21 protein-coding genes are annotated in these 20,439 nt (G+C 72.3%); 11 read left to right on the top strand and 10 right to left on the bottom strand.

The window, feature by feature from the left end:
• The first annotated feature begins 7 nt into the window (after positions 1-7).
• The 6 genes from ACL03H_RS16035 (at position 8) to ACL03H_RS16010 (ending at position 6,309) form a co-directional block, all read left to right on the top strand.
• The gene (locus ACL03H_RS16035; protein ID WP_412812042.1) at positions 8-760 is read left to right on the top strand and encodes an SDR family oxidoreductase; all 753 of its coding nucleotides are present in this window, start codon (positions 8-10) and stop codon (positions 758-760) included.
• Positions 761-996: 236 nt separating this feature from the next.
• Positions 997-1,371, top strand: a complete 375-nt coding sequence (locus ACL03H_RS16030; RefSeq protein ID WP_412812040.1) for a MerR family transcriptional regulator — start codon at positions 997-999, stop codon at positions 1,369-1,371.
• A 164-nt stretch (positions 1,372-1,535) separates the two neighbouring features.
• Entirely contained in the window at positions 1,536-3,032 is a 1,497-nt protein-coding gene (locus tag ACL03H_RS16025; protein ID WP_412812039.1) for a SulP family inorganic anion transporter, read from the top strand.
• 353 nt (positions 3,033-3,385) lie between these two features.
• Positions 3,386-5,215, top strand: coding sequence for an asparagine synthase (glutamine-hydrolyzing) (gene asnB / locus ACL03H_RS16020; RefSeq protein WP_412812038.1), 1,830 nt, complete (start codon positions 3,386-3,388; stop codon positions 5,213-5,215).
• Between the two features lie 152 nt (positions 5,216-5,367).
• Positions 5,368-5,556, top strand: coding sequence for a DUF4177 domain-containing protein (locus ACL03H_RS16015; protein ID WP_412812037.1), 189 nt, complete (start codon positions 5,368-5,370; stop codon positions 5,554-5,556).
• Between the two features lie 15 nt (positions 5,557-5,571).
• Positions 5,572-6,309 (top strand): MerR family transcriptional regulator, encoded by a 738-nt coding sequence (locus tag ACL03H_RS16010; RefSeq protein WP_412812036.1) that lies wholly within the window; start codon positions 5,572-5,574, stop codon positions 6,307-6,309.
• Between the two features lie 69 nt (positions 6,310-6,378).
• Here ACL03H_RS16010 and ACL03H_RS16005 read toward each other — a convergent pair whose 3' ends face one another.
• The 4 genes from ACL03H_RS16005 to ACL03H_RS15990 form a co-directional block, all read right to left on the bottom strand.
• The gene (locus ACL03H_RS16005) at positions 6,379-7,266 is read right to left on the bottom strand and encodes an SAM-dependent methyltransferase (RefSeq protein WP_412812035.1); all 888 of its coding nucleotides are present in this window, start codon (positions 7,264-7,266) and stop codon (positions 6,379-6,381) included.
• Between the two features lie 297 nt (positions 7,267-7,563).
• Positions 7,564-9,738: a xanthine dehydrogenase family protein molybdopterin-binding subunit gene (locus ACL03H_RS16000; protein ID WP_412812034.1), complete on the bottom strand. Its 2,175-nt coding sequence runs from the start codon at positions 9,736-9,738 to the stop codon at positions 7,564-7,566.
• Positions 9,738-10,697: an FAD binding domain-containing protein gene (locus ACL03H_RS15995; RefSeq protein ID WP_412812033.1), complete on the bottom strand. Its 960-nt coding sequence runs from the start codon at positions 10,695-10,697 to the stop codon at positions 9,738-9,740. The genes ACL03H_RS16000 and ACL03H_RS15995 overlap by 1 nt, the downstream gene beginning before the upstream one ends.
• Positions 10,684-11,136: a (2Fe-2S)-binding protein gene (locus ACL03H_RS15990; protein WP_412812032.1), complete on the bottom strand. Its 453-nt coding sequence runs from the start codon at positions 11,134-11,136 to the stop codon at positions 10,684-10,686. Before ACL03H_RS15990 ends, ACL03H_RS15995 begins: the two co-directional genes overlap by 14 nt.
• Positions 11,137-11,362: 226 nt before the next feature.
• On the opposite strand from ACL03H_RS15990, the gene ACL03H_RS15985 reads away from it, so the two are divergent.
• Positions 11,363-11,965: a TetR/AcrR family transcriptional regulator gene (locus ACL03H_RS15985; RefSeq protein ID WP_412812031.1), complete on the top strand. Its 603-nt coding sequence runs from the start codon at positions 11,363-11,365 to the stop codon at positions 11,963-11,965.
• A 51-nt stretch (positions 11,966-12,016) separates the two neighbouring features.
• Here ACL03H_RS15985 and ACL03H_RS15980 read toward each other — a convergent pair whose 3' ends face one another.
• From ACL03H_RS15980 to ACL03H_RS15955, 6 genes are all read right to left on the bottom strand, one after another.
• Positions 12,017-13,507 carry an aldehyde dehydrogenase gene (locus ACL03H_RS15980; protein WP_412812030.1) on the bottom strand — a complete coding sequence of 497 codons (1,491 nt, stop codon included), beginning with the start codon at positions 13,505-13,507 and terminating at the stop codon, positions 12,017-12,019.
• Positions 13,504-14,247, bottom strand: coding sequence for an alpha/beta fold hydrolase (locus ACL03H_RS15975; protein WP_412812029.1), 744 nt, complete (start codon positions 14,245-14,247; stop codon positions 13,504-13,506). Before ACL03H_RS15975 ends, ACL03H_RS15980 begins: the two co-directional genes overlap by 4 nt.
• On the bottom strand, positions 14,244-14,795 hold the full coding sequence (locus ACL03H_RS15970; protein ID WP_412812028.1) for an amino acid synthesis family protein: 552 nt from the start codon (positions 14,793-14,795) through the stop codon (positions 14,244-14,246). The genes ACL03H_RS15975 and ACL03H_RS15970 overlap by 4 nt, the downstream gene beginning before the upstream one ends.
• Entirely contained in the window at positions 14,792-15,382 is a 591-nt protein-coding gene (locus ACL03H_RS15965; RefSeq protein WP_412812027.1) for an amino acid synthesis family protein, read from the bottom strand. Before ACL03H_RS15965 ends, ACL03H_RS15970 begins: the two co-directional genes overlap by 4 nt.
• Positions 15,379-16,521 (bottom strand): LLM class flavin-dependent oxidoreductase, encoded by a 1,143-nt coding sequence (locus tag ACL03H_RS15960; protein WP_412812026.1) that lies wholly within the window; start codon positions 16,519-16,521, stop codon positions 15,379-15,381. The genes ACL03H_RS15965 and ACL03H_RS15960 overlap by 4 nt, the downstream gene beginning before the upstream one ends.
• Before the next feature lie 75 nt (positions 16,522-16,596).
• Positions 16,597-17,244: a GntR family transcriptional regulator gene (locus ACL03H_RS15955; protein WP_412812025.1), complete on the bottom strand. Its 648-nt coding sequence runs from the start codon at positions 17,242-17,244 to the stop codon at positions 16,597-16,599.
• Positions 17,245-17,454: 210 nt separating this feature from the next.
• Between ACL03H_RS15955 and ACL03H_RS15950 the strand changes: the two genes are divergently transcribed.
• Genes ACL03H_RS15950 through ACL03H_RS15935 form a run of 4 tightly spaced genes read left to right on the top strand, consistent with a single transcriptional unit; the run spans position 17,455 to position 20,405 of the window.
• On the top strand, positions 17,455-17,994 hold the full coding sequence (locus tag ACL03H_RS15950; RefSeq protein ID WP_412812024.1) for a hypothetical protein: 540 nt from the start codon (positions 17,455-17,457) through the stop codon (positions 17,992-17,994).
• 29 nt (positions 17,995-18,023) lie between these two features.
• Positions 18,024-18,458, top strand: a complete 435-nt coding sequence (locus ACL03H_RS15945; protein WP_412812023.1) for an ester cyclase — start codon at positions 18,024-18,026, stop codon at positions 18,456-18,458.
• Positions 18,455-18,964, top strand: coding sequence for a flavin reductase family protein (locus tag ACL03H_RS15940; RefSeq protein ID WP_412812022.1), 510 nt, complete (start codon positions 18,455-18,457; stop codon positions 18,962-18,964). Before ACL03H_RS15945 ends, ACL03H_RS15940 begins: the two co-directional genes overlap by 4 nt.
• 19 nt (positions 18,965-18,983) lie before the next feature.
• Entirely contained in the window at positions 18,984-20,405 is a 1,422-nt protein-coding gene (locus ACL03H_RS15935) for a purine-cytosine permease family protein (protein WP_412812021.1), read from the top strand.
• Positions 20,406-20,439: the final 34 nt, after the last annotated feature.

Genomic DNA, 20,439 nt, shown 5'->3' with positions numbered 1-20,439 from the left:
TCGGGGCATGACAACGAACGACACCACCCGCGCTTCCCGAGTCGCGATCGTCACCGGTGGCTCCCGGGGCATCGGCCGCGCGGTCGCCCGCCGGCTGGCGGCCGCCGGAGATCCCGTCGTCGTCGGCTGCGGAGCGGGCCGGGGCGACGCCGACGCCGTCGTCGCCGAGATCACCGCCGCTGGTGGCCGGGCAGTCGCCGCCTGCGCCGACGTGGCCGACGAGACCGCGGTCGGCGAGCTGTTCGACACCGCCGAGCGCGAGTTCGGGCGGGTCGACGTCGTCGTGCACGCCGCCGGGCGGATGATGCTCTCGACCATCGCGGAACTCGACCTCGACGACCTCGACGCGCTGCACCGCACCAACGTCCGCGGCACCTTCGCCGTGGCCCGGGAGGCGGCCCGGCGGCTGGCGTCCGGCGGCTCGCTGGTCACCTTCTCGACCTCCGTGGTGGGCCTGCGATTCCCCAGCTACGGCCCTTACGCCGCCAGCAAAGCGGCGGTCGAGGCGCTCACGATGATCCTCGCCCGCGAGCTGCGCGGCCGGGACGTCACCGTCAACGCCGTGGCACCGGGGCCGACCGCGACCGCGCTGTTCCTGGAGGGCAAGGACGAAGCGACCGTGCAGCGCCTCGCCGCCCAGCCGCCGCTGGAACGCCTCGGTGAGCCCGAGGACATCGCGCGGGTCGTGGCGTTCCTGGCTTCCCCGGACGGGCACTGGGTCAACGGCCAGGTCGTCCGCGCCAACGGCGGCATCGTCTGACCCGGTGCTCCGCGCGGCGGGGGGAGAACCCGTCCCCCGCGCCGAGGTCCGGCGGGCCCGGCCGGCGACGGTCGGGCTGGTCGGCGAGGTTCCGGGCGGCCGGCGAGACGTCGCGTGCACCGCGCTCACCACTCCCCGCGCGACCCGCCGGACCGGCCCGGAGCCCGGGCGGCGCCGAGCCCTCCGGCCGGTAGTGTCGGACACTTCGGCGGCGGGCAGCGGAGGAAGGAACCGGATTGGGCGAGCGGATGCAGATCGGCGAAGTCGCCGAGCGCACTGGGCTGTCGCTGCGGACGATCCGGTACTACGAGGAGGTCGGCCTCGCGGTCCCCAGCGACCGCAGCCCCGGCGGTTTCCGCCTCTACACCGATCCCGACGTCGACCGGCTCCGGCTGATCATGCGGATGAAGCCGCTGGGCTTCCAGCTCGACGAGATGGGCGAGCTGCTGGCGATCCTGGACCCGCAGCCCGGCGATCCCGAGATCGCCGATCCGGCGGGGCGACTGGCCGAGTTCACCGCGAACGCGGAGGAGGCGTGCGCGAAGCTGCGCGCCAAGCTGCGCATCGCCGAGGACTTCGCCGAGACCCTGCGCGCGCATCAGCGGGCGTGATCTGAGCCTCACCGGCGCTGGAGGGGTGCGGTCGGCGAGCATGTCTCGTCTAACGTAAGGGAAGAGTTGCCCGCCGGGAGGTCGCCGCCGCCCTCCGCGCCGCGCTCCAGCCCCCTCCCGTCCCGCCGCGCGTCCGCGCAGCGCCCGAGCACGTCTGGTCGATCATGTCGAACTCCGCAGTCCTGGCGCGCCTGCGCCCGGAGCGCCCCGCGTGGCTCTCGCCGAAGGTCGCCCGCACCGAGATCCTCGGCGGGCTGGTCGTGGCGCTGGCCCTCATCCCCGAGGCCATCTCGTTCTCCATCATCGCCGGCGTCGACCCGAGCGTCGGGTTGTTCGCCTCGTTCACGATGGCCGTGGTGATCTCGATCGTCGGCGGGCGGCCCGCGATGATCTCCGCGGCGACCGGCGCGATCGCGCTGGTGGTGGCGCCGATCAGCCGGGAGCACGGGCTCGGCTTCCTCGTCGCCACCGTCATCCTGGGCGGGCTCATCCAGGTGGCGCTGGGCTCGCTCGGGGTGGCGAAGCTGATGCGCTTCGTGCCGCGCAGCGTCATGGTCGGCTTCGTCAACGCGCTGGCCATCCTGATCTTCACCGCGCAGGTGCCGGAGCTGATCGGCGTGCCGTGGGCGGTGTATCCGCTGTTCGTCGCCGGGATCGCGATCATGGTGCTGTTCCCCAGGCTCACCAAGGTGATCCCCGCCCCGCTGGTGGCGATCGCGGCGCTGACCGCCACCACCATCGCGGCCGGGATCGCCGTGCCGACGGTGGGGGACAAGGGCGTCCTGCCCGGCTCGCTGCCGGTGCCCGGGCTGCCGGACGTCCCGCTCACGCTGGAAACCCTGCGGATCATCGCCCCGTACGCGCTGGCCTTCGCGCTGGTGGGGCTGATGGAGTCGCTGATGACCGCGAAGCTCGTGGACGACATCACCGACACGCGCTCGGACAAGACCCGGGAGTCCATCGGGCAGGGCGTCGCCAACATCGTCACCGGGTTCTTCGGCGGCATGGGCGGTTGCGCCATGATCGGCCAGACCATGATCAACGTGCGGACCGCGGGGTCCCGCACCCGGCTGTCGACCTTCCTGGCCGGGGTCTTCCTCATGGTGCTGTGCCTGGTGTTCGGTCCGGTCGTCTCGCGGATGCCGATGGCGGTGCTCGTCGCCGTCATGGTGCTGGTCGCCTTCGGCACCTTCGACTGGCACAGCGTCGCGCCCGCGACGCTGAAGCGGATGCCCGCAGGGGAGATCGTCGTGATGGTGGTGACCGTGGCGGTCGTGGTGGCCACCGACAACCTCGCCATCGGCGTCGTGGTCGGGACGATCACCGCGATGGTCATCTTCGCCCGGCGGGTCGCGCACCTGGTGCGGGTCAGCGCGGTCACCGATCCCGAGGGGCGACACGTGGTCTACGCGGTGCACGGCGAGCTGTTCTTCGCCTCCAGCAACGACCTGGTCTCGCAGTTCGACTACGCCGGCGACCCCGGGAGCGTCACCATCGACCTCTCCGGGGCCCGCATCTGGGACGCCTCCAGCGTGGCCGCCCTCGACGCGATCACCACGAAGTACGAGTCCCGGGGCAAGCAGGTCGAGATCACCGGGCTCGACGAGCGCAGCGCCACGATGCACGAGCGGCTCAGCGGCGAGCTCGCGGCGGGCCACTGACCGGCCCCGCCCGCCGCTCTACGCCCCCCGAGCGATCCGCCCCCCCGCGATTTCTCAAGAAATCGCGGGCGGGCGTGGATTCCGCGCCCGGGTGAGGTCGCGGGTCAGCGGCGGGGAGCCGCCACGGATGCGCGAGCCGGTGACGATCGGTGATCGGTGGCTTCGCGGCTTCCGGGAACGGTCGGCATTCGTGCTGGTAGAGGCGTCGCGGTGCCGGGAGTTCACGTTCGAAACGTATGGGCAACATCACATCCCGTCACACTTCTGCTCCTTATTGATCAAGAACCTCGAGGGATAGCGTTCAACCGATTTCATTAGTTCGCCAAGCTATCTACCTGGTTTGAGGTGGTCGTATGTGCGGCATCACGGGTTGGGTCTCCTACGGGCGCGATCTGCACACCCAGAACCGAGTGCTGGACGAGATGACGGAGACGATGTCCTGCCGCGGCCCGGACGCCGCGGGCAGCTGGACGGCGCCCCACGCCGCGCTGGGGCACCGCCGCCTCGCGGTGATCGACCTGCCCGGTGGTGCTCAGCCGATGAAGGTGGACACGCCCGACGGGCCCGTGGTGATGGTCTACTCCGGCGAGGCCTACAACTTCACCGAGCTCCGCGCCGAGCTGCGCCGCCGAGGGCACCGCTTCGACACCGACTCCGACACCGAGGTCGTGCTGCGCGGCTACCTGGAGTGGGGTGAGGCGCTGGCCGACGAGCTCAACGGGATGTACGCCTTCGCGATCTGGGACGAGCGCACCGAGAAGCTCGTCATGATCCGCGACCGGATGGGCATCAAGCCGTTCTACTTCTACGAGACCGCCGACGGCGTGCTGTTCGGCTCGGAGCCCAAGGCGATCCTGGCCAACCCCGCGGCCGAGGCCGTGATCGGACTCGACGGGCTGCGGGAGATCTTCTCCTTCGCCAAGACCCCCGGCCACGCGGGCTGGGAGGGGATGCGCGAGCTGCGCCCCGGCCACCTCGCCATCGCCGACCGCGCCGGCCTGCGCGAGCGCTGCTACTGGCGCCTCGAGGCCACCGAGCACACCGACGACCAGGAGGCCACGGTCGCGCACGTGCGCGGCCTGCTCGACGACATCATCGCCCGCCAGCTCGTCGCCGACGTACCCCGCTGCACGCTGCTGTCCGGCGGGCTCGACTCCTCCGCGATGACCGCGATCGCGGCCCTGCAGCTGGGTGAGCGCGGGGAGACCGTGCGCAGCTTCGCCGTCGACTTCCCCAACCAGGCCGAGAACTTCCGCGCCATCGACGTGTCCCCGACCCAGGACACGCCGTTCGTGCACGCGGTCGCCGAGCACGTCCGCAGCGACCACGAGGACATCGTGCTCGACGGCGCCGCCCTCTCGGACCCGGCCGTGCGGGCCGCGGCCGTCGGGTCCCGGGACCTGCCGATCGGGCTCGGTGACCGGGACAACTCGCTGTACCTGCTGTTCAAGGCGATCCGGCAGCAGTCCACCGTGGCGCTGTCCGGGGAGTCGGCGGACGAGATCTTCGGCGGCTACCCGTGGTTCCACGACGACCGGCACCGCCGCGCCGAGACGTTCCCGTGGCTGGTGGACTCGCCGCTGAGCCCCTCCGGGATGCTCGACCCCGCGTTGGGCGAGCGGCTGGACCTGTCCTCCTACATCGGTGACCACTACGCCTCGGCGCTCACCGAAGTTCCGCTCAAGGACGGGGAGACCGGGCTGGAGAAGCGGATGCGGCAGGTCTGCTACCTGCACCTGACGCGCATGGTGCAGACGCTGCTGGACCGCAAGGACCGGATGAGCATGGCGGTCGGGCTGGAGGTCCGGGTGCCGTTCTGCGACCACCGGCTCGTGCAGTACGTGTTCAACACCCCGTGGGCGCTGAAGACCTTCGACGGGCGGGAGAAGAGCATCCTGCGCGGAGCCACCCGCGACACGCTGCCGGAATCGGTGGCGAACCGGAAGAAGAGCGGCTACCCGGGCAGCTTCGACCCGAACTACCTGACCGCGATCCAGTCCCAGGCGGCCGAACTGATCTCCTCGGACCACCGGGTGCTGGAGTTCTACGACGTGACCCAGCTCAAGGCCGCCACGGAGGCCGACGGGCGGACCATCACCAACCAGCAGCGCCAGGGAGTCGAGCGCGCTCTCGACGTCGCCACCTGGCTCGACCAGCGCAATCCCACCCTGAAGATCGCCTGATCTCGGGCCCGCTGCGCCCGCCCCCACCCGGGGGCGGGCGCAGCGTCGCGTGCCCTCCGGGCATCGCTGCTTGACTGTGCCCCGGGGGCACGGTGTGTGCTCTTCGCGCACGAGCCCGGAAGCACCGGGCCGGACCGGAGAGGAGTCGGCGAATGGCCACGTGGGAGCACAAGGTCGCGACCTACCAGCAGGGCTGGAAGGGCTTCGACTACGACAAGATCGGCGCGGAGCTCGACCGGTTCGGCGCCGAGGGGTGGGAAGTGGTCGGGACTCTGACACCCACGATCGGCACCGGGCACACCGTCGAGGTGGGCGTCATCCTCAAGCGCCCGCGCGGCTGAGAAGGAGCGCGAGCAGTGGGGTGGAGCACGCGCGAGCTGGCCGAGCTCGCGGGCACGACGTTGAAGACGGTCCGGCACTACCACGCGATCGGTCTGCTGCCGGAGCCGGAGCGCGCCTCGAACGGCTACAAGCAGTACAAGATCGGGCACCTGATCCGGTTGCTGCGGATCCGGCGGCTGGTCGACCTCGGGGTGGCCCTGTCGGACATCTCCGCGATGGAGGGATCCGGTGAGACGACCGAGCAGGCGCTGCGCCAGCTGGACGCGGAGCTGGCGGCGAGCATCGAGCGCCAGCAGCGGGTTCGCGAAGAGCTGGCCGTGATCCTGCGGGACCGCTCGCGGGTCGAGCTGCCCTCGGAGCTGGTCTCGGTCGTCGACGAGACCACCGACGCCGAGCGCTCGCTGCTCCTGGTGTCCTCGCGCCTGTTCGGCGAGGAGGCGATGCAGGCGATGAAGGAGCTGCACTCGATACCCCGCGTCCCGGCGGAGACAGAGTTCGACCAGCTGGAACCGGACGCGCCGGAGGAGGTCCGGCAGCGGCTCGCCGAGCTGTTCGTCCCGCTGATCCGGGAGAGCTACTCGAAGCACCCGGTGCTGGCGAGCCCGCTGGCGAAGACGCCGCGCGGGGAGCACTACGCCTGGTCGGTCGTCGGGCAGGCCATGCACGAGGTCTACAACGAGGCCCAGCTCGACGTGCTGACGCGCGTGAACGCGATGCTCACCGAGCGGACCGCCGAGCGCGACGAGGGCTGAGCCCACCTCGCCCAGCGGTGGTGTCGCCGAGCGGAGACCAGTTCGATCAGCCGGCCCCGCGCGGGACGCTCACCGAGCGGATGTCGCCCCGGACAGGCGGGACTCGACGAAGCCGAAGGACGGGCCGCCGGGCGCGCGGGGGTCGAGCACCGGCGGGACGGGGCGCTCGTGGCCGGCCGCGAGGGCTGCTGGATCCACCTCCCGCACCTGCCACCCCCGGGAGCCGAAGCAGGTCACCGCGACGCGCACCGGGGAGCTGTTGTCCTCCAGCGCCGGCCTGCCGGGGCGGAAGGCGGTGTCCTCCACGGCGGGCGGGCGCGGGACGTCGGCGAACACCGCCGATCCGGGAGCGGACAGCTCCCGCACCACTCGCAGCAGCTCCCCGGCCTCGGCCGGATCCAGGTACATCAGCACGCCCTCGATGATCCACGCCGTAGCGGACCCGGGATCGAACCCGGTCGCGCGCAGCTCGCTCGCCCACGGTCCGGTGAGGTCGGCCGGAACCCGCGTCCAGCGCACGCCCGGCTCCGGTTCCTCGCGGTCGAGCGCGCGCCGGACGATCTCGATCACCGCGGGCTGGTCGACGGTGATCACGTCGACCGGTGCGGGCCAGGGCAACCGCAGCGCCCTGGTGTCGAATCCGTCGCCCAGCACGACGACCTGCCGGATCCCGCCCGCGACGGCGGCCAGCACCGCGTCGTCCAGCCACCGGGTCCGCAGCGCCAGGAAGCCGCACATCGCCGGAACCATCGCGCTCGGGGTCATCCCCTCGGCGATCAGGCGCCACTGCGGGCTCTCCGGGGCGGCTGCCACGGCCGCGTCGACCAGAGCGCTCGCCCACGGATCGCGCACCAACCCGTCCGGGCGCGCGGATTCCTCGGCTCGCTCCCGGCCCACGGCCGCCGCGGTCAGCGCGACCCCGCCCGGCACCGGCGGCGCGCTCACGTCCTCCAGCATCGCGATCGCTCCTGCCGCCCTGGGTCGCGCGCCCGGAGCCACCGGGCGCAGTTCCGTCGGGGTCGTCTCTCCCACCACCGGCGCCCCGACAGCGCTGGTGGTGGAGCGACTCTTCCAAAGGGGCCGCGGAGGCACCACCCGCCGCGCACGGGGTTGTGCCCGATGGTCCTGCCGGGAGTGGCCGGACGGGCACGAGCGGCCCGCCCGGCGGGATGCCGGGCGGGCCGCGTCGGTCGGATCAGCGATCGGCGGTTCGGCTCCCGGCCTCGTGGCCGGACGCCTTCGTCGTCGGAGGGCTCAGTCCTCGATCAGGTCCTCGATCGTGATCGGGATGTGGCGGATCCGGATGCCGGTGGCGTTGTGGATCGCGTTGGCCACCGCCGCGGCCATGCCCACCGCGCCGATCTCGCCCACCCCGCGCGCCCCGACCGGGTTGTGCAGGGTGTCCGGGTGCTCGACGAACCGCACGTCGATGTCGGGGATGTCCGCGTGCACGGGCAGCAGGTACCCGGCGAAGTCGCCGTTGGCGATGCGGCCGTTGGGCTCGACCTCCATCCCCTCGTGCAACGCGGCCGAGACGCCCCAGATCATGCCGCCGCTGAGCTGGCTGCGGGCCGCCTTCTCGTTGATGATCCGACCCGCGTCGAACACCCCGAGCAGCCGCGAGACCCGCGCCTCGCGGGTCCAGCGGTGCACCCGCACCTCGCAGAACTGGGCCCCGAAGGAGCTGAACGAGTGCTTGGTCAGCTCCTCGCCCGGGGCCGAGGACCCGGTGGCCGACAGCGAATCCCGGCCCACCGCCCGGAGCAGCTCGCCGAACGCCATGCTCCGCCCGTCGGCGAACAGCTGCCCGTCCGCGTAGGTGACCTCCGCTCCCTCGAACGGCGCGCCCGGCTCGACGGCCAGCGCGAGCAGGGCGTCGAGCACGGCGGAGGCCGCGGCCATGGTCGCGGAACCCGCGCTGGCGGTGGCCGTCGAGCCGCCGGACATGCCGCCGGCGGGCAGCGAGGAGTCGCCGAGCCGCGGTGTCACCCGCTCCGGATCGATGTCCAGGGTCTCGGCGCCCATCAGCGCGAGCACGGTCAGCAGTCCGGTGCCCGGGTCGGCGCCGCTGGTCGCGACTTCGGCCCGGCCGTCGGCGCCGAGCGTGACCCGCACCGAGGCCGGGAAGCGCAGCGCCGGGAACATGGCGGTGGCCGTGCCGAGCCCGACCAGCCAGTCGCCGTCGGTGCGTCCGGACGGCGTGCGCTGGTCCCAGCCGAAGCGCTGCGCGCCGATGCGGAAGCAGTCGTCGAGGTGCTTGCTCGACCACTGCAGGTCCTTGCCGGGGGGCGCGATCGAGCTGTTCCGCAGTCGCAGCTCGATCGGGTCCAGCTCCAGCGCCACCGCGAGCTCGTCGATCGCGCTCTCCAGCGCGAAGGAACCGGGCGCCTCCCCGGGCGCGCGCATGAACGTCGTCGGCGGCAGGTTCAGCGGCACCATCTTCTGCCGCAGCGAGAGGTTCGGCGTGGCGTACCACTCCCGGGAGGTGCCGTGCGAGGTCGGCTCCACGAAGGACCGGTCCACCCCCGTGCTGCACCAGGAGTCGTGCCGCACCGCGACGAGCGTCCCGTCCCGCTGCGCACCGAGCGAGACCTCCTGCACCGTGGCCGCGCGGCCCGCGGTCGCGGTGAACACCTGCTCGCGGGTCAGCGAGACCTTCACCGGCCTGCCGAGCTCCCTGGACGCGGCCGCCGCCAGGAACGCGGGCGCCGAGGTGCGGCCCTTGCCGCCGAACGCACCCCCGACGTACGGGTTCACGGCGTGCACCTGGGAGCGGTCGACGCGCAGGGCCATCGACAGCTCGGCGGCCTGCATGTCGGACGCCTGCGTTCCGCTGTGGATGACCAGGCCGGTCGAATCCCACCGGGCGACGGCGGAGTGCGGTTCCATCGGCGCGTGGTTCTGCGGTGCCGTCGAGTACGTCTCCGAGACGACCACCGGGCTGGCGGCGAGCGCGTCCTCGATGGACTCGACGCCTTCGGCGAGGACGTCCAGCGAGGGCCCGCCGCCGTGGTCGGAGCTGGGCGCGTCCTCGGCGGTCGCCAGGCCCTCCTCCAGCGAGGTCAGCGCGGGGCGCTCGTGGTAGGCGACCTCGACCAGCAGCGCGGCGTCGCGGGCCTGCTCGAAGGTCTCCGCGACGACGAAGCCGATCGGCTGGCCGTAGTAGGCGACCTCCTTGTCCTGCAGGGGCACCCAGGTATCGCCGAACACCGGCAGCGAGGGCGTGGCCAGCTCCAGCGGGTCGAACGGCGAGTGCGCCGCGAGCACGCCCGGGGCGCGGCGGGCGGCGGTGAGGTCCATCGACGCGATCTCGCCGTTCGCGATCGTGCTGAGCACGAGGTATCCGTAGGCCGTGCCGGGGAAGTTGTGGTCCACTCCGTACTTGGCCTGGCCGGTGGCCTTCACCGGCCCGTCGAGTCGGCTGGGCATCAGCGGTTCTCCTCGGTCAGTTCCAGCAGCGCGCGGATCAGCGTGCGCTTCAGCAGGGCCGGCTTGTAGCCGTTCGCGCCGCGCGTCCGGGCGCCTTCGACCGCCGCTTCGGCGGCGCGCTCGAAGGACTCCTGGGTCGCGGGAGCGCCGCGCAGCGCCGACTCGACGGCGCGCAGCCGCCACGGGACGGTGGCCACGCCACCGGCCGCCACCCGGGCGTCGGCGATGCGGCCGTCCTGGACGTCCAGCGCCACTGCGGCCGAGGCCAGCGCGAACTCGTAGGACTGGCGGTCCCGCACCTTCACGTAGGTGGAGTTCGCGGCCCAGTCCAGGCGCGGCACGATCACCTCGGCGATCAGCTCACCCGGTCGCAGGTCGTTCTCGACCTCGGGAGTGTCGCCCGGCAACCGGTAGAACTCGGTGAGCGGCACGGTCCGCGAGCCCTCGGAGCTCACCAGCCGGACCTCGGCGTCGAGCGCGGTGAACGCGACCGCGACGTCGCTGGCGTGGGTGGCGAGGCAGGAGTCGCTGGTGCCCAGCACCGCGTGCATCCGGTTCGCGCCGTCCAGGGCCGGGCAGCCGCTGCCGGGCTCGCGCTTGTTGCAGGGCATCGCGACGTCGCGGAAGTAGCCGCAGCGGGTCCGCTGCAACAGGTTCCCGCCGATGCTGGCCATGTTGCGCAGCTGCTGGGACGCGCTGAGCAGCAGGGCCCGCGAGATCGCCGGGTAGACGCCGGGATGGGCGGCGATGTCGCTCATCCGCTCCAGCGCGCCGATCCGCAGCCCGTCCTCGGTGTCGAGGCCGCGCAGCGGCAGCTCGTTGATGTCCAGCACCCGCTGGGGGGTGAGCACGTCGAGCTTCATCAGGTCGACGAGGGTCGTGCCGCCGGCCAGGTAGGTCGCCGGTTCCGCGGTGGCCGCCTCGACGGAGCCGGGGGTGTCGAGCTCAAAGGGTCGCATCGGTGCCCCTCGCTTGGTCGATCGCGGCGATGATGTTCGGGTAGGCCGAGCAGCGGCACAGGTTGCCGGACATGAACTCGCGGACGTCGGTGACGTCCTGCTCGATCGCCGCCTGCGCCGACATGAGCTGGCCGGAGGTGCAGAAGCCGCACTGCATGGCGTCCTGGTCGACGAACGCCTGCTGGAGGGGCGTCAGCTCCTCGCCCTCGGCCAGCCCCTCCACCGTGGTGACCGGTTCTTTCGCGGTGGCCGCCAGGGTGAGGCAGGAGAGCACGGGGCGGCCGCCGACGTGCACGGTGCACGCGCCGCACTGGCCCCGGTCGCAACCCTTCTTCGGCCCGGTGATGTCGAGCCGTTCGCGCAGCGCGTCCAGCAGCGTCACGCCGGGTTCGACGTCGAGCTGCTCGGGGCTGCCGTTGACTTCTAGTGAAATGCGCAAAGGAACTCTTCTCCGCTGGAACTCCGCACCGGAGCCGGGCGGCATGATGTGGTGGGTGCAGGCCACGTCGAGCACGACGCCGCGCCGGGAACCGGATAAAAATCCGCTGTCCGCGCCGAGGCTAGCGGATTAGTATCCGCTCGGCAACCGGGTATCGTTCTGCGCGGTCCACGCAGGTCAGGGGGATCTTGGCGGTAGAGCGGCAGAGCGGAAGCGGGGAAGAGCTATGGGCACGGGCGCGGTGAACGACCGGCGCGCGGACACGAGGCGCAATCACGAACGCATCCTCGTGTCCGCGGCGGAATCGCTGGCGTGCTCGGGCGCGGTGTCGTTCAACGCCATCGCCAAGCGCGCCGGGGTCGGCGTCGGCACCGTCTACCGCCACTTCCCGGCACCGGAAGACCTCATCCTCGCCGTGTACCAGCGGGAGGTCGAGCACCTGGTCGAGGTGGTGCCGACGCTGCTGGCGGAGCACTCGCCGGAGGAGGCCTTCCGGCGATGGGCCACCGACCACCTGGCGCACTACATGATGACCAAGCGGGGGCTCGCGAACGCGCTCAGCGCCGCGACCGCCGCGCGGGGCGAGCTGCCCAGGACCGCGCACCAGGCGATGGTCAGCTCGGTCGAGACGCTGCTGGCCGCCAACGCCGAGGCCGGGACGGTGCGGCCGGACCTCGACCCGGAGACGGTGCTGCGGGGGCTCGGCGGCCTGCTCTTCCTCGACCAGGACGGCCCCTGGCGGTCCCAGACCGAGGAACTCCTCGACCTGCTGTGGCGGGGGATGGCCCGCTGCCGCACCGAGGACGACGGCGGACGCGGGGAAAGATGAACGCGGCGGGTGGCTTCCCGGAGCTCCGGGAAACCACCCGCCGCGCCGGGGTCAGGAGCCGAGGACGAACGGGTCCCGGGCGGGGCTCTCGTCGGTGTTGATCCAGACGCTCTTGAGCCGGGTGTACTCGCGGATGACCTCGGTGCCGTGCTCGATGCCGACCCCGCTGGCCTTGAACCCGGAGCGCGGCGACATCGGGGACATCGAGCGGTAGGTGTTCACCCACACCGTGCCCGCCTCCAACGTCGAGGCGAGCCGGTGCGCGCGGGAGAGATCGCGCGTCCACACCCCCGCGGCCAGGCCGTAGGAGCTGTCGTTGGCCAGCGCCACCACCTGCTCCTCGGACTCGAACGGCATGACCGTCAGCACCGGGCCGAAGATCTCCTCCTGGCAGATCCGCATCGAGTTGTCGGTGTCGACGAACACCGTCGGCTGGAAGAAGTAGCCGTCCAGGTCGAGTTCCGGGCGGGCGCCGCCGTGCAGCACCCGGCCCCCCTCCTCGCGCCCGATCCGCACGTACTCCTCGATCTTGTCGCGCTGATCGGCGAAGGCCACCGGTCCGAGCTCGGTGTCCTCAGCGAGCGGATCGCCGATCTTGATCGTCGCGGCGCGGGCGGCGACCTTCTCCAGCACCTCGTCGTAGACGCCCCGTTGCAGGAACACCCGGCTGCCCGCGATGCAGGTCTGCCCGGCGGCGGCGAAGATCCCGGACACGATGCCCATCGCCGCGCGGTCGGGATCGGCGTCGTCGAAGACGATGTTCGGCGACTTGCCGCCGAGCTCCAGGGTCACCGGGGCGAACCGGGCCCCGCAGGTGGCGGCGATGCGCGATCCCGTCGCCGTGCTGCCGGTGAAGCTGACCTTGGCGACGTCCGGGTGGCGCACCAGCGCGTCGCCCGCCTCCGCCCCGAAGCCGGTGACCACGTTGACCACGCCAGGGGGGAACCCCGCCTCCTCGAACAGCGGGACCAGCTCCAGCAGCGAGGCCGAGGTGTGCTCGGACGGCTTGATCACCACCGTGTTCCCGGCGGCCAGCGCGGGGGCGATCTTGGCGGTGGTGAGCATCAGCGGCGAGTTCCACGGCGTGATCGCCCCGACCACGCCGAGCGGTTCGCGCTGCGTGTAGTTGAGCAGCTTGGTGCTGTTGGCGGGGATCACCTCCCCGTGGATCTTGTCCGCGTACCCGGCGTAGTAGTGGAAGTACTCCGGGATTCCGGCGAGCTGCGCGCGCATCTCGCGCAGCAGCTTGCCGTTGTCCAGCGATTCGGTGCGGGCCAGCTTCTCGGCGTGCTCCCCGATGAGCTCGCCGAGCCGGCGCAGCAGCTTGCCGCGCGCGGGCTGCGAGAGATCGCGCCAGGACGGCGCCTCGAAGGCCCGCCGCGCCGCGCGCACCGCTCGCCGCACGTCGGCCTCGGTGCCGAGCGCGGCCTCGTACCAGGGCGTCGCGGTCGTCGGGTTGATGCTGCTGAAGTAGCGGCCCTCGGCGGGCTTCGTCCACTCGCCGCCGATGTGGTGCTCGTAGCGGGGCAGGTCCGTGCTCATGATCGGAACTCCGAGGTCGGGTGGGTGAGGTGCTCGCGGATCTCGGCGCACAGCCGGGCCGGGTGCTCCAGCGGCAGCAGGTGCCTGGCCCCCGGCACCACGACCGCGCGGGCGCCCGGGATGGCGGCCGCCAGGTGCTCGGTCATCGCCGGGGTCGATCCGGGATCGTCGGCGCCGGTGATGGCCAGCGCGGGGGCGGTGATGCGGCCGAGGTGCCCGGCGAGCTCCGCGTCACCGGTGGCGAAGATCCGGTAGGCCGCGAGGTAGGAATCGAGGTCGTTGGCCAGCAGCGTGGCGCGCAACCGGTCGGCCAGATCGGGCTCGCGAGCCCGCCAGCGCGGGTCCATCCAGCGCTGGACGGCGGCCTCGGCGGTGGCGGGGAAGTCCCGCTCGGCCGCCCGCAGCCGGTCGCCGACCGCGGCGGCCTCCGCCGGGGCGCGGGCGGCGACCGAGCTCACCAGCACCAGCGACCGCACGGTCTCCGGGAAGCGCAGCGCGATCTGCTGCGCCACCAGCGCCCCGAGCGAGAAGCCGACCAGGTGCACCGGTCCGGGCAGGCCCCGGGCGACCTCGGCGGCCAGGTCGCCCAGGGTCGCGCCGGGAGCGAGCGGCGCGGCGGCGCCGTGACCGGGCAGGTCCGGGGTGCTGACCTGGTGCTCCCGCGCCAGCTCCGGGGCGCAGCGCTGCCACATGCGGTGGTCGAGCCCGACCCCGTGCAGCAGGACCAGGTCCGCGCTCATCGTTCGCTCGACAGCGGGGCGAGCCGGGCCTGCGGGCGGCCCTGCGCGGCGGCGGCCAGGCCGATCACGATCTCGTCGTCGGCGGGCGCGTCGGCCACCCGGACCTCGACGCTCTGGTGGTGCGAGCGGACCGTCGCGTCGGTGATGTGCTTGAGCGGGATGTCGAAGGTGGTGCCCGCCGCCGCCCGCTTCTCCACGGCGGGCAGCAGGGTGGTGGCCTCGGCCGCCCGGCGGAAGTGATCGCCGAACTTGAGGGTGTGGATCAGCGCCGAGCCGTGCTCGACCTCGCCGCCGAGACCCACCACGGCGGCCTTGCCGTACGCCTCGACGGGACGGCCCAGGGCCTCCACCACGCGCGGGGCGAGCAGCTCGCCCAGCGGTGAGGCGAATTCCTCGATGCCGGGCGCCAGGTCGGTCACGAAGCCCTGACCCGCCCACGGATTGCGCACCACGGCCAGCACCACGGCGGTGCGCGCGGGCGGGGAGACCTCGCGGCCGCCTTCGGTGAGGACGTCGTCGGTGCAGGTCACGATCTTGCGGATGTTCATCGGGTCTCCAGGTCTGCCAGCCGCACGGCGGGATCGGTGGTGCGGTCGCCGATGCGGGCGTTGGGGCGCGGTCCGGCCGCCGCCGCGGCGATGACGACGATCTCGTCGGCGGCGGGTGCGTCCGGCACGCGCACCGGGACGGTCTGGTACTGCGAGCGGGTGGCCGCGGCCGTCTTGTGCCAGATCGGCACCGACAGCGAGGTCCCGGCTGGCCCGCGCTCGTCGGAGAAGACGATGATCGAGGTTCCGCCCAGCAGCTCCCGCAGCACGTTGCCGAAGTACGGGGTGTGGATGAGCGCGGCGCCGTGCTCGATCTCGCCGCCGAGCCCCACGATCGCCGCCTTGCCGAACGCGGTGATCCGCTCGACCCCGCCCAGGGCTCCGGCCAGCTCGGCGGCGAGCGTCCGGGCGAGGCCGGGGGCGGTGCGGGCGGCCTCGGCCGCGAGGTCGTCGACGTGCCCGGCGCCCGCCCACGGGTTGGTGATCACCGCGGCCGAGGTGGCGCGGAGGACCGGCTCGTCCACGGGACGTCCCAGCTCCCGCACCAGCTCCTCGGCCGCGGTGACGATCCTGCGCGGTGAGGTCATGCGCCCGACCCCGTGAAGCGCGGCATGACCTTCTCCGTGAACAGCTCCAGGCTGCGCATCGCGTGCCGGTGTTCGAGCCCCGGGTGCGTCGTCCACAGCAGCAGGTGCTCCAGCCCCAGCTCGTCCCGCAGCTCCTCGATCTTGCCCGCCACGTGCTCGGGCGTTCCGACGAGCAGGTTGCGCTGGTCCAGGAACTCGTAGCTGAGCTCGTGGGCGTCGGTGAGCTCCTCCCCGGCCTCCATCAGGTTCCCCAGCCCGCGCCAGTGCGTGATCCACTTGTAGGAGGTCAGCAGCGCCTCCTCGAACCGGGCCCGCGCCTGCTCCATCGTGTCGGCGACGAACACGTCGCGCACCAGCCCGATGCCCTCGCCCGGAGCCAGGTCGCGGCCCGCCTGCTGGGCGGACTCGCGGTAGAGGCGGAACCGGTCCTTGAGCGCCGAGACCGGCGGGAGCCAGAACAGCCCCTGCACGCCCTGCGCGGCGGCGGCCGAGATCGACCGGGGGCTGTCGATCACCTGCCACAGCGGCGGGTGCGGGCGCTGGTGGGGACGCGGGGTGACCGCGAGCTTGGTGATCACCCCGTCCTCGGTGAAGTCCGGGGTGGCGGGGGAGAGCGGGTGCTCCCACCGCACGCCCGGGGACGGGAAGGTGTAGAAGCGCCCGGAGTGCTCGAAGAACTCGTTCGACCACGCCTTGATGAGGATCTCCACGGTCTCGTCGAACAGCGCGCGGTTCTGCTCCTGGTCGCGCGGATCGGCGGCGGCGTTGAGGTTCAGCGCCTCCCGGCCGTAGAGGCCCCGGCCCAGCCCGACCTCGACTCGTCCGCCGGAGAGCTGGTCGAGCTGCGCGATGTCCTCGGCCAGCCGCAGCGGGTGCCAGAAGGTCGCGATGTTCGCGGCCTGCCCGATCCGGATGTCCTTCGTGCGGGCGGCGATGTCGGCGCCCATCAGCACCGGGTTGGCGATGAGCTCGAAGCCCTCGTGGCCGAAGTGGTGCTCCGTGTACCAGATGGACCAGAACCCGGCCTGGTCCGCGGCCTGCGCGAACTCGCGGGTCTCGTCCATGACGGTCGCGTAGTCGGCGAGCCGACCCGGCGCGCCGAGGTTGTGAAAGATCGAGAAGCGCACCTGTACCTCCACGTTGACGTTGGTGCGGGAAGCCGGATTCCGGTGGGAGTCGCGGGGAACCGGCGGCAGTGCTGGCGGTCGGCGGGACTACTCCGGGTCCGTCATCGCCTCGCGCTGGCTGGAACGGACGTGATCGCGCATCGACTGCTCGGCCCCGAAGGGGTCCTTGGCCACGATCCGGTCGAGCACCGTGCGGTGCTCCTGCAAGGAGATGTCGAGGCGGCCCGGGTGGCGCAGGGTGGTCATCACGATCCGGTGGTACGCGAGCTGGTTCATCAGCATCTGGTAGTGCTCCGACAGCCGCGTGTTGTCGGCGCCCTGCACGATCAGCCCGTGGAAGTCGTGCACCAGCGCGGCGTAGCGCTCCACGTCACCGCTGGTGACGGCGCGCTCGGACTCGTCCAGGTTGTCCCGGAGGAGGTCGAGCTCGGCGACGTGCCCGCGCTGCGCGAGCAGCTGCACGCCGAGTCCTTCGAGGACCGCCTTGAGCTGGAACAGCTCGCCGAGTTCGCGCCGCGAGGGCTCCCGGACGAAGGTGCCCACGCGGGGGACGACCTCGACCAGTCCCTCGGACTGCAACTGCTGGACCGCCTCGCGGATCGGCGTGCGGCTGGTCCCGTAGGTCTCCGCGAGCGCGCCCTCCGAGAGCGGGGAGCCCGGTGGGTGCTCCCCGCGGATGATCGCTTCGCGCAGCTCGTGCAGCACCCGGGCCCGAGCGGCCCCTCGGGCTTGCATACCAGATCCCGTTGATCCGTTCCCTTGCATATCAGCGAACCTAGCCGTCGTGTTCGGGGTGGTCAACGGTTGATCGGCAAAAAATGCAGGTAGAAGCCGTTCATGCAATCTGGATCGAGTCCGCACGGGGTGGGCGTTGACACAGGAACCCGCGCAACTTAGCTTCGCTGTTGCATACAAGCAGGGTCGATCGTCGAGGAGGTGACCGCGGTGACCGAGCAGGAAGCGGAGCCTGCGGCCGCCCGGGCGATCGACGTCCTCGGTGAGGACCTGGCGCTGCTCACCGGCCACCGCCCGCACCGTCGGCGGCTGGTCCCGGGCCGGGCCCACGTGCACCGCATCGCGCTCACGTGGTCCGGGCCGGAGGCCGAGATCTGCCTCCAGGTCCTCGTCCAGCGGGGCGGTACCGGCCCCGGGTGGACCGACGCCGAAGCCCGCGCCGTGGCCGAGGCCTGGGACCTGAAGTCGCGCGGCGAGCACCGCTCCGACCAGGAGCGGGCCCGTGAGCCGCACTACCACCTGGTGCTGGTCGACCCCCGGGCCGATCCGGCGGTGCTCGCACGGCGGTGCGCCGCCTTGGAGGCCGGGTTCCTCGACGGTGCCGGCTGGATGCGGTTGCACTCCGGCGGCCGGTTCGGGGAGGGGACCTTCACCCGGGTCCTCGACCGGGTCCGCGCCGACGTCCGGGCCCGGATCGGCCCGGCCCCGGGACCGGGAACCCCGCCGCGGCGCCACGGCGGATTGTGCTGATCCGCCCCACACAGCGAAGGAGCACGAGAATGACCGAAGCCGAATCGCGGCGCGAGCACCGCGTCCGGCGAGCCTGGGCGGCGAGCTGGGACCGCGGTGAGGTCGACGCCCTCGACGACCTGCTCGCCCCCGGTTACCGCCGGCACTCGACGGGCGCGCGCCCCCAGGGCCGGGAGGAGTTCCAGCGCTCGATCCTCGCCACCCGGGAGGCGTTCCCGGACCTCAGCACCTCGATCGACGAGGTCGTGGAGGCCGGGGACCGGATGGCGATCCGCTGGCACAGCACCGGAACCCACACCGGGACCTTCCTCGACGTGCCCGCCACGGGCCGCCGCGTCGAGGTCACCGGAGTGGTGTTCGCGCACTTCGACGGGGAGCGGGTCGTGGACGAGTGGGTCACCTGGGACCCGCGCCAGCTGCTGACCGCGCTGGGGATCATCTCGCTCGGGGAGGGGCTCGCATGAGCGCGCGACCGACACCGGCCACCGAGGTGGACCCGGCCGTGGTGCGCGAGGTGCACCGGCGCTTCGTCACCGGCGTCACCGTCGTGACCACGATGGACGGTGGGACCCCGCGCGGCCTCGCCGTGAACGCCTTCTGCAGCGTGTCGCTGGAACCGCCGCTGGTGCTGGTCTGCGTGCAGACCTCCTCCTCCACCTACCCGGCGCTGCTGCGCTCCGAACACCTCGGCATCAACATCCTCGCCGCCGACCAGGTCGACGTGGCCGGTGTCTTCGCCACCAAGGCCGCGGACAAGTTCGCGGAACTCTCCTGGAGCCCCGGGCCGCACGGCTCCCCGCTGCTGGACGGCGCCGCCGCGCGGGTCGAGGTGGAGATCGGGGAACGGCTGCGCGCCCGCACCCACACCGTGTTCCTCGGCCGGATCGTCGAGGCCGACCACCGCGACGTCGACCCGCTGGTGTACCGCGCCGGCCAGTTCTTCAGCCCTTCCGACATGACCGCGCTGTAGCCCCAGAACGGGAGAACCCATGACCGACGAGTCAACGCCGACTCGGCAACCCGCGTACGGAGAAGCGGTCGCCAAGGTCGAGCCCTTCAGCATCGACCGGATCCCCGACGCCGAGCGGCACGGCAAGCCGAGCTCGCAGTTCTTCGTGTGGTTCGCCGCGAACCTCAACTTCCCGATCATGATGCTGGGCTTCGGGGCGATCACGCTCGGCCTCAGCTTCACCGCCGCCGCGACCGCGGTGATCGCCGGGGCCGCGGCGGGCTCGCTGCTGATGGCGACCCTGTCCCGGATGGGCGTGCGGCTGGGCGTGCCGCAGCAGATCCAGGCGCGCGGGCCGCTGGGCTTCCTCGGCAACTTCCTGCCGGTGGCCTACATCAACGTCTTCGCCGGGGTCGGCTGGGCCTCGGTGACGGTGATCCTCGGCGGCAAGGCCCTGGCCGAGCTGCTCCCGATCCCGTTCTGGGTCGGGTCGCTGGCCCTGACCGCCGTCCAGCTGGTCGTCGCCGTGTTCGGCTACAACATGATCCACTACCTGGAGCGGATCCTCGCCTTCGTGCTGCTGGCGCTGTTCCTGCTCATCACCGTCGTCGCGCTCACCCGGGGAGCGGGCACCTTCCCCGCCGACCCCGGAGCGAGCGGGTACGTCGGCGGAGCAGGGGGCTGGATCACCTTCGCCGGGGCGTTCTTCGCCTTCCTCGTCGCGTGGTCGCCGTTCGCCTCCGACTACTCGCGCTACCTGCCGGACTCCCCGCGCAGCAGCCGGATGACGGCCGTCTACACCGGACTCGGGACGTTCCTCACCGTGGGCTGGCTGGGCATCGTCGGGGCGCTGCTGGCGCACAGCACCAGCACGTCGGACTCCATCGCGGCGCTGCACGAGCTCACCGGGCCGTTCGCGGTGCCAGCGCTGGCCGCGGTGATCCTCTCCGCGCTGTCGCAGAACTTCCTCAACGTCTACGGCGGAGCGATCTCGCTGCAAACGCTGCGGCTGCCGCTGACCAGGCCGCAGGGCGTGACCCTGATCTGCGTGCTCGCCTTCCTGATCAGCCTGTGGGGCGAGACCGGGATCGAGGCCAAGTTCGAGGTGTTCCTGAGCCTCACCGCGTACTTCATCGCCCCGTTCGCGACCGTGCTGCTGCTCGACTACTACCTGGGCGGGCGCTCGCAGCCGGACCGCGTCGCCGAGCTCTACGACCCCGCCCGGGCCGTGGGCTGGGGCTTCGTGGCCTGGGCGGCCGGGGTGGTGGCGTCGGTCCCGTTCTGGCACTCGCACGTCTACACCGGCGCGCTGGCCGCGGCGCACCCGGAATGGGGCGACCTCGGCAACTACGTCGGCGCGGCGGCCGCCGCCGTCGTGTACCTCCTCACCTACCGGCTGCCGTACCTGTGGACCCGTGCCCTGCCGAGCCCCGCCACCGAGCGGGTTCCGGCGCAGAAGTAGTGCATCGGGCCGGGGCGGAGCTCCGCCCCGGCCC

It is taken from the genome of Saccharopolyspora antibiotica, assembly GCF_047200635.1.
In the GTDB taxonomy this organism is placed as follows: Bacteria; Actinomycetota; Actinomycetes; order Mycobacteriales; family Pseudonocardiaceae; genus Saccharopolyspora_C.
This window is presented reverse-complemented; position numbering and strand designations above follow the sequence as displayed.

Bases quoted from the DNA above. Each gene is read 5' to 3' on its own strand.
- ACL03H_RS16035 (WP_412812042.1), top strand. From the start codon at position 8: ATGACAACGAACGACACCACCCGCGCTTCCCGAGTCGCGATCGTCACC.
- ACL03H_RS16025 (WP_412812039.1), top strand. From the start codon at position 1,536: ATGTCGAACTCCGCAGTCCTGGCGCGCCTGCGCCCGGAGCGCCCCGCG.
- asnB (WP_412812038.1), top strand. From the start codon at position 3,386: ATGTGCGGCATCACGGGTTGGGTCTCCTACGGGCGCGATCTGCACACC.
- ACL03H_RS16015 (WP_412812037.1), top strand. From the start codon at position 5,368: ATGGCCACGTGGGAGCACAAGGTCGCGACCTACCAGCAGGGCTGGAAG.
- ACL03H_RS16005 (WP_412812035.1), bottom strand. From the start codon at position 7,266: ATGCTGGAGGACGTGAGCGCGCCGCCGGTGCCGGGCGGGGTCGCGCTG.
- ACL03H_RS16000 (WP_412812034.1), bottom strand. From the start codon at position 9,738: ATGCCCAGCCGACTCGACGGGCCGGTGAAGGCCACCGGCCAGGCCAAG.
- ACL03H_RS15995 (WP_412812033.1), bottom strand. From the start codon at position 10,697: ATGCGACCCTTTGAGCTCGACACCCCCGGCTCCGTCGAGGCGGCCACC.
- ACL03H_RS15985 (WP_412812031.1), top strand. From the start codon at position 11,363: ATGGGCACGGGCGCGGTGAACGACCGGCGCGCGGACACGAGGCGCAAT.
- ACL03H_RS15980 (WP_412812030.1), bottom strand. From the start codon at position 13,507: ATGAGCACGGACCTGCCCCGCTACGAGCACCACATCGGCGGCGAGTGG.
- ACL03H_RS15975 (WP_412812029.1), bottom strand. From the start codon at position 14,247: ATGAGCGCGGACCTGGTCCTGCTGCACGGGGTCGGGCTCGACCACCGC.
- ACL03H_RS15970 (WP_412812028.1), bottom strand. From the start codon at position 14,795: ATGAACATCCGCAAGATCGTGACCTGCACCGACGACGTCCTCACCGAA.
- ACL03H_RS15965 (WP_412812027.1), bottom strand. From the start codon at position 15,382: ATGACCTCACCGCGCAGGATCGTCACCGCGGCCGAGGAGCTGGTGCGG.
- ACL03H_RS15955 (WP_412812025.1), bottom strand. From the start codon at position 17,244: ATGCAAGCCCGAGGGGCCGCTCGGGCCCGGGTGCTGCACGAGCTGCGC.
- ACL03H_RS15945 (WP_412812023.1), top strand. From the start codon at position 18,024: ATGACCGAAGCCGAATCGCGGCGCGAGCACCGCGTCCGGCGAGCCTGG.
- ACL03H_RS15940 (WP_412812022.1), top strand. From the start codon at position 18,455: ATGAGCGCGCGACCGACACCGGCCACCGAGGTGGACCCGGCCGTGGTG.
- ACL03H_RS15935 (WP_412812021.1), top strand. From the start codon at position 18,984: ATGACCGACGAGTCAACGCCGACTCGGCAACCCGCGTACGGAGAAGCG.